14 protein-coding genes and 2 pseudogenes are annotated in these 14,784 nt (G+C 65.1%); 5 read left to right on the top strand and 11 right to left on the bottom strand.

Going from position 1 to position 14,784, the window contains the following annotated elements; all coding sequences use genetic code 11:
* Nucleotides 1-160 precede the first annotated feature (160 nt).
* Nucleotides 161-886 carry a hypothetical protein gene (locus tag HY058_13245; GenBank protein MBI3498264.1) on the top strand — a complete coding sequence of 242 codons (726 nt, stop codon included), beginning with the start codon at nt 161-163 and terminating at the stop codon, nt 884-886.
* A gap of 125 nt (nt 887-1,011) precedes the next feature.
* The gene (locus HY058_13240; protein ID MBI3498263.1) at nt 1,012-1,713 is read left to right on the top strand and encodes a Crp/Fnr family transcriptional regulator; all 702 of its coding nucleotides are present in this window, start codon (nt 1,012-1,014) and stop codon (nt 1,711-1,713) included.
* Nucleotides 1,714-1,981: 268 nt separating this feature from the next.
* Here the strand turns inward: HY058_13240 and larA are convergent, their stop codons facing one another.
* From larA to larC, 4 genes are read right to left on the bottom strand one after another with little or no spacing between them, the layout of a single operon-like run.
* The gene (larA, locus tag HY058_13235) at nt 1,982-3,286 is read right to left on the bottom strand and encodes a nickel-dependent lactate racemase (GenBank protein MBI3498262.1); all 1,305 of its coding nucleotides are present in this window, start codon (nt 3,284-3,286) and stop codon (nt 1,982-1,984) included.
* On the bottom strand, nt 3,286-3,963 hold the full coding sequence (larB, locus tag HY058_13230) for a nickel pincer cofactor biosynthesis protein LarB (protein MBI3498261.1): 678 nt from the start codon (nt 3,961-3,963) through the stop codon (nt 3,286-3,288). The genes larA and larB overlap by 1 nt, the downstream gene beginning before the upstream one ends.
* A gap of 13 nt (nt 3,964-3,976) precedes the next feature.
* Nucleotides 3,977-4,804 (bottom strand): adenine nucleotide alpha hydrolase, encoded by an 828-nt coding sequence (locus HY058_13225; GenBank protein MBI3498260.1) that lies wholly within the window; start codon nt 4,802-4,804, stop codon nt 3,977-3,979.
* Complete coding sequence (larC, locus tag HY058_13220; protein ID MBI3498259.1) at nt 4,797-6,038, bottom strand: nickel pincer cofactor biosynthesis protein LarC; 1,242 nt, start codon at nt 6,036-6,038, stop codon at nt 4,797-4,799. The genes HY058_13225 and larC overlap by 8 nt, the downstream gene beginning before the upstream one ends.
* A gap of 133 nt (nt 6,039-6,171) precedes the next feature.
* Between larC and HY058_13215 the strand changes: the two genes are divergently transcribed.
* Both HY058_13215 and HY058_13210 read left to right on the top strand, forming a co-directional pair.
* Nucleotides 6,172-7,038 (top strand): aldo/keto reductase, encoded by an 867-nt coding sequence (locus HY058_13215; GenBank protein ID MBI3498258.1) that lies wholly within the window; start codon nt 6,172-6,174, stop codon nt 7,036-7,038.
* Nucleotides 7,039-7,058: 20 nt separating this feature from the next.
* Nucleotides 7,059-7,235 (top strand): hypothetical protein, encoded by a 177-nt coding sequence (locus HY058_13210; protein MBI3498257.1) that lies wholly within the window; start codon nt 7,059-7,061, stop codon nt 7,233-7,235.
* Between the two features lie 160 nt (nt 7,236-7,395).
* Here HY058_13210 and HY058_13205 read toward each other — a convergent pair whose 3' ends face one another.
* The 7 genes and pseudogenes from HY058_13205 to HY058_13175 all read right to left on the bottom strand — a co-directional run bounded on the left by HY058_13205 (nt 7,396) and on the right by HY058_13175 (nt 13,616).
* A complete protein-coding gene (locus HY058_13205; protein MBI3498256.1) occupies nt 7,396-8,388 on the bottom strand; it encodes a sialic acid TRAP transporter substrate-binding protein SiaP in 993 nt (330 codons plus the stop codon).
* 142 nt (nt 8,389-8,530) lie between these two features.
* A pseudogene (locus tag HY058_13200) lies at nt 8,531-9,342 on the bottom strand (FAD-binding protein).
* A gap of 86 nt (nt 9,343-9,428) precedes the next feature.
* Nucleotides 9,429-9,860, bottom strand: a complete 432-nt coding sequence (locus tag HY058_13195) for a 3-dehydroquinate dehydratase (GenBank protein ID MBI3498255.1) — start codon at nt 9,858-9,860, stop codon at nt 9,429-9,431.
* Between the two features lie 35 nt (nt 9,861-9,895).
* Nucleotides 9,896-11,194 carry a TRAP transporter large permease gene (locus HY058_13190; protein MBI3498254.1) on the bottom strand — a complete coding sequence of 433 codons (1,299 nt, stop codon included), beginning with the start codon at nt 11,192-11,194 and terminating at the stop codon, nt 9,896-9,898.
* Nucleotides 11,195-11,197: 3 nt separating this feature from the next.
* Nucleotides 11,198-11,719: pseudogene (locus HY058_13185) on the bottom strand (TRAP transporter small permease subunit).
* Nucleotides 11,720-11,825: 106 nt separating this feature from the next.
* On the bottom strand, nt 11,826-12,812 hold the full coding sequence (gene dctP / locus HY058_13180; GenBank protein MBI3498253.1) for a TRAP transporter substrate-binding protein DctP: 987 nt from the start codon (nt 12,810-12,812) through the stop codon (nt 11,826-11,828).
* A 135-nt stretch (nt 12,813-12,947) separates the two neighbouring features.
* Nucleotides 12,948-13,616, bottom strand: coding sequence for a TetR family transcriptional regulator (locus HY058_13175; protein ID MBI3498252.1), 669 nt, complete (start codon nt 13,614-13,616; stop codon nt 12,948-12,950).
* Between the two features lie 212 nt (nt 13,617-13,828).
* On the opposite strand from HY058_13175, the gene HY058_13170 reads away from it, so the two are divergent.
* Nucleotides 13,829-14,764 carry a shikimate dehydrogenase gene (locus tag HY058_13170; protein MBI3498251.1) on the top strand — a complete coding sequence of 312 codons (936 nt, stop codon included), beginning with the start codon at nt 13,829-13,831 and terminating at the stop codon, nt 14,762-14,764.
* Nucleotides 14,765-14,784 lie beyond the last annotated feature (20 nt).

The raw sequence follows: 14,784 nt of genomic DNA, 5'->3' as shown, positions 1-14,784 counted from the left end.
CCGCGATTCCCTCAGTGGTCTGGTTGCTTGCGGCTACAAGACTATCCGCCCCCGCAGTACCGGACCTGTGAACTGCTTCACAGGTCCTTGGGCCTCGAATGCGCTACGAGGCAGCTGGTCCCCAAGCCGACGATTTGGTCGCATAGAGGAGGATGCAGCGATGGCGCACGTTAAATCCGCATTTTGGTGGAACAGTGTCGCCCTACGGGCCGAGATCGATTGCCGAGTGCGCGTCAAGGACAGTCATTTCGAGCAATGCAAAAGACAGTGTACTCCGCAAGTAAGCGGGCAATCCAATCTCCCGTTTGATACGGAGCAGGCCTCGGAAAGCGCACGAGACCTCCTGGAGAGGACGATTGATAGCCTCTCGCTTGGCGTCCTCCTCGTCGGCGAAGGAGGGCGTGTCATCATTCTCAATTCGGCGGCAGAAGCTCTCTTGGCCAGCTGTGACGGGCTCATGCTGCTGGGGCAGACCCTGGCGGCAACCCGGCCATTTGAGGACGAGATGATGCGGCAGGAAATCGCCAGGACGCTGACCCGCGAAGATCGATGCGCCGGACCCTCCTATACGGTCGCCACGGCCTCACGGCTATCGGGGATGGCGCCATACCTGCTCCTCTTTGCTCCACTTGAGCGCGGCTTGACGGCTGCCGGCCCGAGCGAATCCGCCACTCTCATTGTGATAGAGGATCCGGAGCAGCCGTTACCCGACCTCTCGCAACAGCTTCGTGTTGCCTTCCAAATCGTCGAGGGCGGGTCCGAGGTTGTCACCCAAATCATGGAAAGCCATGGCTTGAGCGACGTGGTGGGGAGCCATGGAGCGCGGATCCGAACCATACGCGCGCTCGTGAAGGCCCTCTACGCGGGTACAAACGTTCCTCGCTAACCTCGTGGGAAAGCGTCAGCGAGGCCTACGCTAAGGCCCGAATCCAATCCTTGACGGCGTGCGCAAGTCGTCGTCGAGATCCCCCAGATTTGCCGGAAGGGGCAATCTTGAGGTAGATCCTTGGCATGACTGGTACTGCCAAGGACCATCGTCATATTCTCGAATCTCACGGGCTCTTTGGTGGCCTTTCGAGCGCTGAGCTCGACAGGGTTCTGAGTTTTGCTCGCATCGAAACCCATCGGGCCCGCGAGACGATCTTTCTTAAGGGATCACCCGGGCGCGGTCTCTTGGCGGTGCTCAAGGGGCGAGTTCAAATTCGGGCGCCCGGCGTCGATGGGCGTGAGGTGACTCTCAACATTATCGATCAGGGCGAGGTCTTCGGCGAGATTGCGCTCTTGGACGGCAGAGAGCGGTCCGCTGACGCAGTAGCTATGACGAACTGCGAGCTCCTCGTCATCGATCGGCGCGAGTTCGTCCCATTTCTGAAGCAGAATGCCGAGATTGCATTGCGTTTGATGGCAGTGCTCTGCGACCGCCTTCGGCGTACGACCGAGCAGGTGGAGGATCTGCTTTTCCTGAACCTCGCATCGCGGCTGGCGAAAAAGCTGTTGAGCCTCGCTGCGGGTGGTGACCGACACAAGAAGGGCGTCACGCTCAAGCATAAGCTCTCCCAGCGAGAACTCGCGAATCTCGTTGGCTTCTCCCGGGAGAGTGTCAACAAGCAGCTCGCCGCCTGGCAAAAGAGCCAGCTTATTTCTATTGCCGACGGAAACATCACGCTCCTGGACGAGACTCAACTACAAGGCATCGCGGATAGCCCCGACTAGATTTTGTGACGCGAGTCTCTGAATCGCCGCCAGATTTTCGTACCTGGCACGTGAGTGGGGCAAAGTGAGGGGGATGCGCTCCACCAGGTTGTGCTACAAATCTCTGCTCTGGCGGACGGCAACTTGCGACTGCGAGCTGCCGACCTTGGTGCAGTGTCCGTTCGTGGCACTTCAGCGACATTGCGAGACGCATGAATGAAGGTCGCTTCCAACCTGGAAGCGGTCATTGGCGGCCAGGTTGGCCAGTGCCCGCTTACGCGTTTACGCCCTACTCGGCCGCCGCCGCCCCGGCATAGACCGGCACCACATAGGGGCCTTCGGGAATGACGGCCACGCCGGGATCGCCGCTGCGCTCGATGCTGGCGCTGATTGCGCTTTCGAGCGATTGGATCGTCTCCACCCCGGTGATCGACAGCTCCTGGGGGCCGAGCCCGGCGGTGTAGAGCTGGATGCGGCCGCGGCGCATCGGCTTCAGCTGCATCTCGGTCTGCCACTCGTCGATGTCGGCCAGCGACTTCGCCGTCAAGGTGGCCAGGAAGCGGTCCGGTCCGAGCTCGACCAGGCGCTTCTGCGCTTCGCGGAACTCATCCGAGCCGAAGCCTTCCGAGCATTCCGAGGCGATGATGAGGGTGCCGCCGGGCGAGAGAATGTCGAGCGGCGTCACCATGCCCTTGACCGTCTGGTAATAGGTCTTATCCAAGGGATAGCCCGCGGCCGAGGTCAGTACGGTGCCGAACCGGCGGTCGATCGGGATGCGGGTCGCTTTCTCGACGAAGGCGACGGCGGAGAGGTGGCTTTCGATGATCTCGCCGAAGGAGACGAAGGCGAGGTTCCGCTCTTCGTCGATCACGGCATTGAGCGCGTAGATCTCCCCCAGCATGCCCATGATCTCGAGCTGCTCCTCATGCAAGGGGTTGCCCACGAGATTGCACTGGATCGCCAGCGGGTCTTCCATGAAGCGCGCGGAATGGAAGGTGCGGATGGTGGTGTGGTGCGCCACGCCGGGGGCGACCACCTTGCGGCCGCCGGACCAGCCCGCCATGAAGTGCGGCTCGACCAGACCGGTGGCGATGCGGAGATCGGCCAGCGCGAAGCGGCGGTCGATCTTGACCGGCGTCTTGCGCTTGGACGTGGTGCCGAAATCCACATGCGCGCCATCGTCGCGGGCGTCGTGGTTCACCACCTGGACGGTCTTCATGACCCAGGGATCGCCGACCAGCTCCTCCAGCTCCGCCCCCTCGTTCGGACGGTGCAATCCGGTTGCCACCAGGACGGTGATGCCGGCGGCCGGAATGCCGGAAGACGTGAGATCCTCGATCATCGGCCTGAGGAACAGGTGATTGGGGACGGGGCGGGTGATGTCGCAGATGAGGATGCAGGCGCTGCTGCGGCCGGCGGCGAGCGCCTTCAATGGCCTCGCACCGATCGGCCGATCGAGCGCGCCGCGGATGGCGGCTTCGGGATCGGGCAACCTCGGCAATTGCCGCTTGCGAATGACATGCACGTCCGAGTTCGCCGGCAAGGCGACGGCGAGCTGCGTGCGACCGAAGGCGATCTCGATCTTGGCGCCCATCAACCCTCACTCCTCGCCCAATCGGCGGCACGAAGTGCCCGAAGCGCCGCGCAGGCAGCACCATAGCCATTGTCGATATTAACGACCGGCACGCCGGGCGCGCAGCTCGCCAAGGCGGCATGAAGCGCGGTTTCGCCGCGATTGGCAACGCCGTAGCCCGATGAGGTGGGAACGGCGATGACCAGGCCCGGCACCAGCCCGCCCAGCACGCTGACCAAGGCCGCATCCATGCCGGCGACCGCGATCACCACGGGGTGACGGACGATCTCCGGCACGCGCTCCAGGAGCCGCCACAGCCCGGCGACACCGACGTCATAGACCTCGCTCGCCTTGACGCCGTGATAGAACAGGGTGCGGACCACCTCGCGGCAGACGGCCATGTCCGACGTGCCGGCGCCGACCACGGCGACCTGACCGATCTTGCCGAGCGGCGCCACCGGACCGAAATAAGCCGTGCCCGACAGCGCCTCGTAGTCGAGGTGCCGGCGCGTCTCCTCCGGCAGCAGGGCGAAGACCGCCGGCTCGAGCCGGGTCAAGAGCATGCTGCCGCCACGCTCGGCCACGCGCTCGAGGATGGCAGCGATCTGGCCCACAGTCTTGCCCGAGCAGAACATCGCCTCATCGAAGCCGAGGCGGCTGGTGCGATCGAAATCGAGGTTGATGCCGGTCTCGGTCATGAGTTGGGTTCGGTCATCGGCCGATCGGGGCGGGAGACGGCCGCAAGAAGGCGCTGCCCATGCGATAGGCCTTGAAGCCCACGGGGCGGTCGCCGCCGCGGGCGCGGGCGATCGCGCCGACCGCGGCTGCGAGGGTCTCGCGCTCGGCCGTCGGCAAGCTCTCGAGGCTCGTTTGGTCGAGCTCGATCACCAGACCGGAGCGGCGCAGACGGCAGCGCACGGTCGCGGCGCCGAGCCGTGCGGCAACGAACCTCTCCACCGCGTGCACCAGCGCCAGCTCCTCCGGGTCGATGGCGATTCCGGTCTCGATCCGGCTGGAAAGACAGGGCGAGGCCGGCAGCTCGGCGATCGGGCCGAGCTCAAGATGCCGGGCGATGGCGCGCACGCCCGCCTTGTCGATACCGATCTCGACATAGGGATGGCGCACGCCATGCTCGACGGCCGCCTTGAGGCCGGGGCGCCAATCGGCGAGATCGTCCTGATTGGTGCCGGAGAGAATGACGGCGTCGGTCGCCGCCGCAATGCCGCCATAGAGATTGGTCTTGCAATAGAAGCAGCGGTCGGCGGGATTGGCGCGGTAGCGCGGATCGGCGAATTCGCCGGCATCGAGGACCTCCAGGTGCCAGCCCTCGCTCAGAGCCAGCGCCCGCACGCGTTCGGTCGCTTCCGGGGGCACCGCCGGCGAGACCGCATGCATCATCGTGGCGCGCCGGCCGAGCCGGCGATGGGCAAGGGCGGCCAAGGTCGTGCTGTCGACGCCGCCGCTGACGGCGACCGCGACCGGAGCGAGGTGCTCCAACAGCGTCTCTAACGCCGCTGTCCGTCGAGCCGCCTCAGGCATCCCGGTCCTCCTCCCGGGCCAGCGCCACCCGCTCGATGCGCCGGCGTCGCCCCACGCGGTCGCTATGGTCGCCGGAGGTGGCGGCGATGTCATCCATCTCCGCCTTGGCGGTGACCCCTCCGCCTGGGCGCTTGGCGCGCTTGACCCGGATCGATCTGCCCTCCCCGTCGCCGACCGACGCAGTCTCGCGTTCGAGCGCCCGTCGCCTGACCCGCTCCAGCCTGACCCCGATTGTCGTCGTCTCGGCGAAGCAGCGCTCGGCGACCGCATCGAGCGAAGCGGCCTCGGCCAGCACCCGGATAGAGGCGACCAGCCGCCCCTTCTTGCCGAAGGCGGGCGCCTGCAGCACGTCGAGCACGCCCGGAAAGCCGCGCAGGCGATCGAGGCCGATCGCGAGATCTTCCGGCGTCTGGTCGTCCACCTCGAAGCTGAGAACGCCGATCTCCTGATCGGGCGCGTGGCCGGCCGTCTCGTCCAGCACCAGCACGCGAAGCACGTTGCTGATCCCCTGGAACCGCTTGGTGCCGAAGCCGTAGCCGACGCGCTCATGGCGGAAGATGCCGTGCGGCAACCGGGGCGCCGGCGCCAGATGCCGAAGGATGGCGGCGCCCGTCGGCGTCACCCGCTCGCCCGGGCGGCCGTCATCGAACACGGCGAAGCCCTGGAGCAGCAAGGCCACGGCCGGCGGCGGCACCGGCAGCTCGCCATGCCGGGTCTGCACCCGGCCGGAGCCGATCGGCAGGGGTGCGAGCGACCAAGTGCCGGCGCCGGCCCGCTCGATGAGGAAGGCGGCGGCGGCGATGTCCACAATCGAGTCCCAGGCGCCGATCTCGTGGAAGGCGACGTCGTCGACGGCAAGCCCATGCACTTTTGCCTCGGCTTCCGCCAGGACTTGGAAGATCAGGAGCGCGCGCTGGCGGATTGCGGCGGGAAGCGTTGAGCTCTCGAGGAAACGGCGAATGTCGCGGAAGGGACGATGCGTGTGTGCGTGGTCATGATTGGGGCCGTGGTCATGAGCGTGCGCGGCGGCGGAATCCGGCAGCGTCACCTCGAAGCGGGCGCCTGAGAGCGTGCCGTCGTCGAAGGTGACCAGCCTTGCCGCCACACCCTGGGGCAGCGCCAGGCCGGCCAGCGCCTCCATCAGCGTCTGGCGATGCTCCGGCAGGGCATTCAGCATCGCGGCCGCGAACATGTCGCCGGCGATGCCGCCCACGGGATCGAGGTGGATATGCAGGCCCATGCTTGCCTTGGCCTTCGCCGGTTTCCATCCAGAGAGGTGAGTGCTACATCATACTCGCCAGGCGGAGCTTGCCTATGCATTCCTCGGTTCCGCAGCCTCGCAAAGAACCCAGGCCCGGAGGGCGATGATGGCGATCGAAAAGCGGGTTTTCGGCCGCACCGGCCATAGCAGCTCGGCGGTCATCTTCGGCGCCGCGGCGCTGGGAAAGGTGGACCAGGATGTGGCCGACCGGGTGCTCGATCTCCTGATCGAGCATGACGTCAATCACATCGATACCGCGGCCAGCTACGGCGATTCCGAGCTCCGCATCGGGCCCTGGATGGGCCGGCACCGGGATCGCTTCTTCCTCGCCACCAAGACCGGGGAGCGGGACTACCAAGGCGCGCGGGACAGTATCCGCCGTTCGCTCGAGCGGCTGAGGACCGACCGCATCGATCTCATCCAGCTGCATGCGCTCTTCCACCCCGACGAATGGGAGCGGGCGCTAGGGCCGAAGGGTGCCTTGGAGGCCTGCATCGAGGCGCGCGATCAGGGATTGGTCAAGCATATCGGCGTCACCGGCCATGGCTGGACGGTGGCGGCCATGCATCGCCGCAGCCTGGAGCGCTTCGACTTCGACTCGATCCTGCTGCCCTGGAACTGGTTCGCCGCCCAGCACCAGACCTATGCGCCGGATTTCGAGCGGACGGTCCAGCTCGCCGGTGAGCGCAATCTGGCGGTGCAGACGATCAAGGGTGTCGCCAGGGGTCCCTGGGCGGCGGGAATCAAACGCGACCGCAACACCTGGTATCAACCCTTGGAGGCGATGGACGACATCCGCCCCGCCGTCCATTGGGTGTTGAGCCGTCCCGGCGTGTTCCTGTTGTCGGCGGGCGACGTGGCCCTCTTGCCGTCGATCCTGAAGGCGGCGGCGGAACCGGTGGTGAAGCCGTCCAACGAGACCATGGCGGCCTTGAGCCAGCGCACCGGGCTCGCCTCCATCTTCGGGATCTGACCGCCGCCCGGATGCAGGCCATGGCACAAGGCACGTGCAGCCGGTTGGGTGTGGCGATCACCACGCCGTCGGGCTTGACCTCGGTCAGCATGGAATCGAGATGGTCGAGCCACGGAACGCCCTCAGCGGCGGCCAGCTCCTTGGCGCCCGGCGCGGGATCGACGATGGCGACGAGCGCCGCATTCGGCTCGGCTTGAATCCGCGCCACATGCTCGCGGCCGATCAGGCCGGTGCCGACGACGGCGATGCGTGCGGGTCCGGCCATGGTGCGGCGTCCTCGTTCAGGCTTCGACGTAGCGGAGTGCAGTCCCCCGACACCTTTAGCAGAATGCGACCGCCCTTCGCACGCTCGAGCAGCTACAGGGCGTTGATGCGATCGAGCGCGCCCTTGGGCCAGTCTTTGGACAGATCGGATTCGAGATACATCTTTTGCGCGCGGGCGCGGAACGCGGCGACGTCGGGGGTATAGACCTCGAGGCCTTGGCTCTTGAAGAAGGCGGCCAGCTCGCCCTCTTCCTTCTTGATCTGCTCGGTGCTCCAGTCGGTGGCCTTGTCGGCGGCGGCTTGAATGCGGGCCTTCTGTTCGGCCGACAAGGTCGTCCACATCTTGTTCGAGATCGAAAACAGGTTGTAGCCGACCTGGTGGCTGGTGAGCACGATCTGCGAGGTGACCTCGTAGAACTTCATCAGCTTGTCGGCCGGCAACGGATTGTCCTGGGCGTCGATGGCGCCGGTCTGGAGGGCGGTATAGACCTCGGTGAAGGCCATCGGGGTCGGATTGGCGCCGAGCGCTTTGCCCATGAACTGCCAAGTCTCGCCGCCGGGCATGCGCAATTTGATCCCCGCCAGATCATCAGGCGTGCTGATGCGCTTTTTCGGCTTCAAGTTGATGTGGCGGGTGCCGTTATAGGGTGCCGCCAGAACGCGGACGCCGAGCTGCTTGTCGGCGATGTCGAGGAACTCCTTGCCGACATCGCTCTTGAACACCCGCTTCAGGTGCTCGGGATCGCGAAACAGATAGGCCGCGGTCATAAGGCTCCACGCCGGTACCTGATTGGCCATATCCTGGGGCGCCAGATTGGCCAGCTCGAGATTGCCGCGCTGCATGGCGACCAGCTCGGTGCCCTGCTTGAACAGGCTCGCGTTGAAGTAGCCCTGGAACTCGAATTCAGGGCCGATTTCTTTGGCGAAGATCTCGTTCAGGGACCGTGCCCGAAGGTCCTGCTCGGAGATGGTATCGGCATGCTTGAGCACGATCTTGTCGGCGGCCCCGGCCCTCGGCGCTGCCGCCGCGGCCAGTAGGCCGGTAGCGCCCATGAGCACGGCGCGACGATTCAGCAGAGATCCCATCGTATCCTCCCTTACCCCCGTGTGCCGGTCCGCAATGGCCAGCGGACTTCGTTGCTCGAAATGATGTACGAAACAGTTCGTACATGTCAATCCGAGGGGGAATCCTTTGCCCCGCCGGCGATCCGGCCCGGGGGATATCGAGTCAGCCCAGCCCGGTGCACTCGTCGGACGCAGTCGACCGGATCAGCCGCGTTGCCTCGCGCGCCGCGATGAAGCCAAACGTGATCGCCGGACCGAGCGTCACGCCAGGCGCCGGATAGGTGCCCCCCATCACCGAGCTCATGTCGTTTCCGCACGCATAGAGGCCCTCGATCGGGGCGCCCGATTCATTGAGGACGCGCGCGTTCGCGTCGGTGATGAGGCCGAGACTGGCGCCGATGTCTCCGGGATAGACGCGGATCGCGCAATAAGGCGGCGCTCCGATCGGCCCCAGGCATCGACCATCATGCCTCCGAAGAGCATGAACTCGCGAAGCGGCGGCCGCAGGCGCGCGAAATCCCGACCGAGCACGCGTCCGTCGAATGGGACCGGCTCCAGCACCCGCCCGCGCAGCGTCGCCCCTGGGGCGTCCGGATAGTAGTCGGGATGGTACGCGTAAGGTCGGAACGTGACGTGCGTCACGTCCTCGAGCAGCCGGATTGCCCTGGGACCCTGCGAGAGGAATGCCCGCCTCAGCGCGTCCGGAGAATGATTCCCGACGATTGCGTCGAGGTAGCGACTTGCGTCTTCGGGGCTGGCCTCCGCCCCTGGTGCCAGATGCGTCCCCGGCACCCAAACAGAACCCGCCGAGATCGCCGTCGTCCCTCCGATCCAGGGCGACTTCTCGATGACGATCGGACGAAGCCCGTCGATCGCCGCAATCAAGGCCGCGGTCAGCCCGGCGGCGCCGGAGCCCAGCACCACGACGTCATACTTGTCCGACAACGCGCCTTCCACGCCGCTCAGCTCCGTGATCGTCCGATCTCGGACAAGCTTTCAGGCTTGGTGCGGCTCGACCGCCTTTGCTCGGAGCGAGCCTCACCGCCGCGACGAGCCTGTGATCATTGAAGCAGACCGAGCATGGCCCGCACGGCGATCGAATAACCCTTGGCGCCGAGCCCGGCGATGATCGCGGTCGCGACCTTCGACACATAGGAATTGTGATAATGGGCTTCACGCTTGTGAATGTTCGAGATGTGCAGCTCGATGATCGGACCGGCCACCATCTTCAGCGCGTCGAGCAGCGCCAGCGAGGTGAAGGTATAGGCGGCCGGGTTGATGATGATTCCCGCACCCTCGTCGATCGCCTCATGCACCCACTCGATCAGCTGCGTCTCGCTGTTGGTTTGGCGAAATACGATCGCCCGATCGCCGGCTTCCGCACGGCACATCCTTTCGATGTCCGCGAGCGTGGCGGTACCGTAGATATGCGGCTCGCGCGTGCCGAGCCGGTTGAGGTTCGGCCCGTTGAGAATGTAGATCGGTTTGGTCATCCGGTTCCGCTTTCACGCCAGGGAAGGCCGCCCGCTCAGCCCTTGTAGCCCATCACCCTCGGCAGCCAAAGCACGGCGTCGGGTATCGCCGTTATGAGAACGAGAACGACGATCGCGGCAACGATAAAAGGAGTCGCCTCGCGCACGATCGCCGCCAGCGGCTGCTTCGTCATGTTGGCAAGGATGAAGAGCAGCAGTCCATAGGGCGGCGTGAGAAGCCCGATCATGATGTTGACGACGACGACGACGCCGAAATAGACCAGGTCTATGCCAAGCGCCTTCGCGGTCGGAATGAAGATCGGGACCACGACCAAAAGGATCGTGCTGCCTTCCAGCAGGCACCCGAGAATGAACAGAATGACGTTGACGAGCAGCAAGAACCCGCCCGCCGACAGGTCATACCCGCTCATGAAGTGCTGCAGGGACCGTGGAATGTTCTCGATCGTCACCACGTAGTTGAACACCAGCGCGCCGGCGATCAGGATGCCGACCGAGGTCGCCGCCTTGCCGCTGGCCAGGATCGCCTCGTAGAGCTGCCTCCACGTCACGGCGCGATAGAGCACGGTGGAGGCGAACAGCGCGTAGGCGGCCGCGGCGGCGGCACCTTCCGTCGGCGTCGTGACGCCGCCGTAGATTCCGAACAGCAGAATGACCGGCAGCATCAAGGCGGGGAACGCCCGGATGGTGATGCGGGGAATCTCGCGGATCGGGATCGACGGCTCGACCGGGTAGAGGCGGCGGCGCGCGATCAGGGAATTGATCACCATGAAGGCGATGCCGAGCAGCACGCCCGGCACGAAGCCGCCAAGAAACAGATAGCCGATCGATGCGTCGGAAATCAGCGCGTAGAGCACCATCGGAATCGACGGCGGAATGATCGGCCCGATGATCGCGGCCGACGCGGTGATCGCTCCCGCGTAGGCGATGGGATATTTCCCGCCCTTGGTCATCATGCCGATGATGATGCGGCCGATGCCGACCGCATCGGCGATCGCCGATCCCGACATCCCGGCGAAAATCATGTTCGCTACGACATTGACGTGTCCGAGCCCGCCGCGGAAGCGCCCGACCAGGACGAGGCAGAATTGCAGCAGCCGGTCGGTGAGGCTGCCGATGTTCATGAGGTCGGCGGCCAGAATGAAGAGCGGCACCGCGAGCAGCACGTAGCCGTTGAACAGGCCGTTGAGCATCTGCTCGGCGGCCGTCGCGGGGTCGAGGCCCGCCAGCAGCAAATAGAAGATCGATGAGACGATCATCGCGTGCCCGATCGGCAAGCCGAGCCCTGCCAGCGCCGTTATCGAAATGATGCAGATGGCAAATGGGGAGAGGATCATGGCTCAGTCGGGAAGCTGCGCGGGATCGGTGACCGGCGAGACCTCGCCGCGGATCGCGCGCCACACCAGCCAGCTATAGCGGCAGATGCAGGCGACGGCGAAGATGACGTAGATCGAATAGAGGTAGTTCATCGGCACCCGCAGATAGGCCGATCGCTCCACCTTCATGAAGGCGACTTAGCTGTACGCCGCGGGCAGCGATGCCCCGTAGAGGCCGATGAGCGACATGCCGGTGATCACCGTGAATGCCCGCCGTTTGCCCTCGGAGATGTTGCTGTAGATGATGTCGAAGCGGACTTCCTCCTTTTCCGAGACCACGAAAGCGGCGCCCCAGAGCACCACCCACAGCCACGTCGCGATCTCGACCTCCTCGGTCCACCCCGCCGGATTGTTCAGCACATAGCGGGCGAAGATCTGGATGATGAAGCAGACGAACATCGTCGCAAGGAGGACAACCGCGACGTTCTCCGCTCTTCGGCGCAGCCATCGGCCGGCCGCAGCCAGATCAGAGAGCCCGAATCGCATGGATCGCCACCCCGTCGATCGTCCGCCCGGCGAGTCTCGCGCAGTCCCTTTCGCGCATCATCGGCCGCCCCCGCGACGCGGTCGATGATCGTCGATCGCCGGGCGCTTACTTCACTGCGTTGATGCGCTCCAGCGCGCCCTTGGGCCAATCGGGGCCGTATTTGTCCAAATACTTCTTCTGTGCGAAGGCGCGAAACGCGTCCTGGTCCGGCGCATAGACCTTCTTGCCTGCCGCCTTGAACGCCGCTGCGACTTCCGTCTCCTGCGCCACGTATTTAGCGGTGGAGGCGTCGATCGCCTTTTCGGCAGCCGCCTGAAGCTTTGCCTGCCGCGCGGGCGGCATCGCATCCCAAAGCTTCGAGGTGATCGCCATCACGTCGTAGCCGATGACGTGGCCGGTGAGCACGAATTGCGTGGTCACCTCGTCGAATTTCATCAGCTTGCTCAGCACCAGCGGGTTGTCCTGACCGTCGACGGTTCCGGTTTGCAGCGCCGTGTACAGTTCGGCGAAGGCGACCGGCGTCGGATTGGCACCGATCGATTCGCCGAGAAACTGCCAGAACTCGCCGGGCGGCATGCGCAGCTTGATGCCGGCCAAGTCCGCCGGCGTCCTGATCAGCTTGTCCGGTTTCAGATTGACGTTGCGGGTTCCGAAGAACACCGGCGTGATGATCTGGATGCCGAGCTGGTCCTTGGCCATTTTGACGAATTCCTTGCCGACGTCGCTGCGGAAGGTCTTCGTCATGTGCTCGGCGTCGCGGAACAGATAGGCCGACGTCATCAGCGACCAGGCCGGGATCTGCTTTGAAATGTCGGCCGGCGCCAGGTTGCACATTTCCAGATTGTCGCGCTGCATGGCCACCAGCTCGGCGCCCTGCTTGAACAGCGTGTTGTTCCAGTACGGCTCGAAGTCGATGTCGTCCTTCATGTCCGCGGCAAATGCCTTGTAGGCTTCGGCGCGCAGATCCTGTTCGGTGAAGGCGGCGGAGAATCGCACTTTCGGCTTGGCTTGCGCCCGCGCAGTTCGGGTCGCGCCCAACGCGATCATCGCGGCGCCACCAGCCACAACCGTACGGCGATCGATCCCGTTCATGTCCGTTTCCTCCCCTTTTGCCGGTCCGCAAGGCGGCCATGCTTCGTTGTCGCGAATGATGTACGAAACAGTTCGTACATGTCAACTCAAGGCGAGGCTGATCCGCCCCGCCCGCCGGGGCGAGGGCGCGGTGGCCTACTTCGCCATGTAGCGGAGAATCGTCTCCACCACCTGGGCCCGGCGCTTGGCCAGGGCCTGGCGGGAGGTCATGTCGTGGTCGAAGATCAAGGAGAAGGTGGCGCGATTCGAGACGTTGAAGAAGGAGAGTGCGCTGATCGACATGTGGATGTGGATCGGGTCGAGACCCTTGCGGAAGACGCCGTCGGCGACACCGCGCTCATAGAGCCGCTCGATCGCATCGATCACGGTCACGTTCAGATTGCGAATGCCTCGGGATTTCTGCAGGTGAACGCCGTTGTGGATGTTTTCAACCATCACCAGCCGGATGAAATCCGGATTGGCGTTCTGGTAGTCGAAGGTGAATCCCACCAGCTTCTTGAGCGCGTCTTCCGGAGACAGATGATCCAGGTCGAGGGAATTCTCGATCGTGCGGATGCGCCGATAGGCTTCCTCGAGAACGGCGACGAACAGCCCGTCCTTGTCGGTGAAGTAGTAGTAGATCATCCGCTTGCTGGTGTTGGTGCGCGCCGCGATCTCGTCGATGCGAGCGCCGCTGAAGCCCTTCTCAGCGAACTCCTCGGTGGCGATGTCGAGGATGTTGCGCCGGCTGCCCTCGGCGTCGGGAGCGCGAACGCCGTCGGCGCGCTCGTCGAGCTTTCTCAAATTGCCGTTGCGAGCCATCATGGTTCCCGTCTTCGTTGCGACGTCGAATTGCGCGGCAGTATATCCGAGTTGCGGGCGACGACAGCCTTGACTGAACGAACTAGTTCGTACATGGTTTGCCTCTCGCGGCTCGACCGTTCCGCTCCGAGGCGCGATCCGGCGGAGAAACGGGATGCCGGCGCTCGCGATCCCGCGAGCGGGGCCGGCCGGCGAGCGCCGAAGAGTCCCCAGGAATGGCCGTCAACGCTGCCGATTCGAGCCTGGTTCTGCCCTTAGGCCCCGATGCTGGCGCTACCGGGGTCGATAGGACGCCTGCGTCGACGCGTGGAGGCCGGTCGCTCCTGCTCGGACTCATCGGCGCCGGCATTCAGGCATCGCGCTCGCCGGCGCTGCACGAGGCGGAAGCCGCCGAGCAGGGCCTTCGCTGCATCTACAAGCTCATCGATCTCGCCGCGCTCCACCTGACCGCCGATGACTTGGACGAGCTGCTGCTGGCGGCGGAACGTCTGGGTTTCGCCGGCCTGAACATCACCTATCCCTGCAAGCAGGCCGTGCTCTCGAAGCTGGACCGGCTCTCGCCGGAGGCGGACGCGATCGGCGCCGTCAACACCGTCGTCTTCGGGGATGGCCGCAGAATCGGCCACAACACCGATTGTCATGGCTTCGCGGAGAACTTCCGCCGCGGCATGGGAGATGCGCCCCGGCGCATGGTGGCTCAGCTCGGTGCCGGCGGGGCAGGTGCGGCGGTGGCGGTGGCAGCACTTTCGCTCGGCGCCGGCGCGCTGATGATCGTCGACACCGACGGAGCGCGGAGCGCCGCTCTGGCCGAGACGCTGAACCGGCGGTTCGGACCGGGTCGGGCCATGGCCAGCGACGATCTCGAACGGGTACTGACCCTGGCCGACGGCATCATCAATACGACGCCGATCGGCATGCCGAGTCATCCGGGATCGCCGGTGCCCGAGCGTCTGCTTCGCCCAAGCCACTGGGTGGCCGACATCGTCTACGTGCCGCTGGAGACCGAGCTTCTCCGATCGGCACGCCGCCTTGGCTGCCGCACGCTCGCCGGCGGCGGCATGGCCGTCTTCCAGGCTGCTGCGGCATTCGAGCTCTTCACCGGGCTAGCACCCGACACCGAGCGCATGCTCCGTCACTTCGCGAGGTTGTGAGCCGACGCCAGCGCGACCGG

The sequence above is a fragment of the Pseudomonadota bacterium genome, assembly GCA_016195085.1.
Taxonomy (GTDB): Bacteria; Pseudomonadota; Alphaproteobacteria; order SHVZ01; family SHVZ01; genus JACQAG01.
The sequence above is the reverse complement of the archived record's forward strand: the minus strand, read 5'-3'. Positions and strand labels throughout refer to the sequence as shown.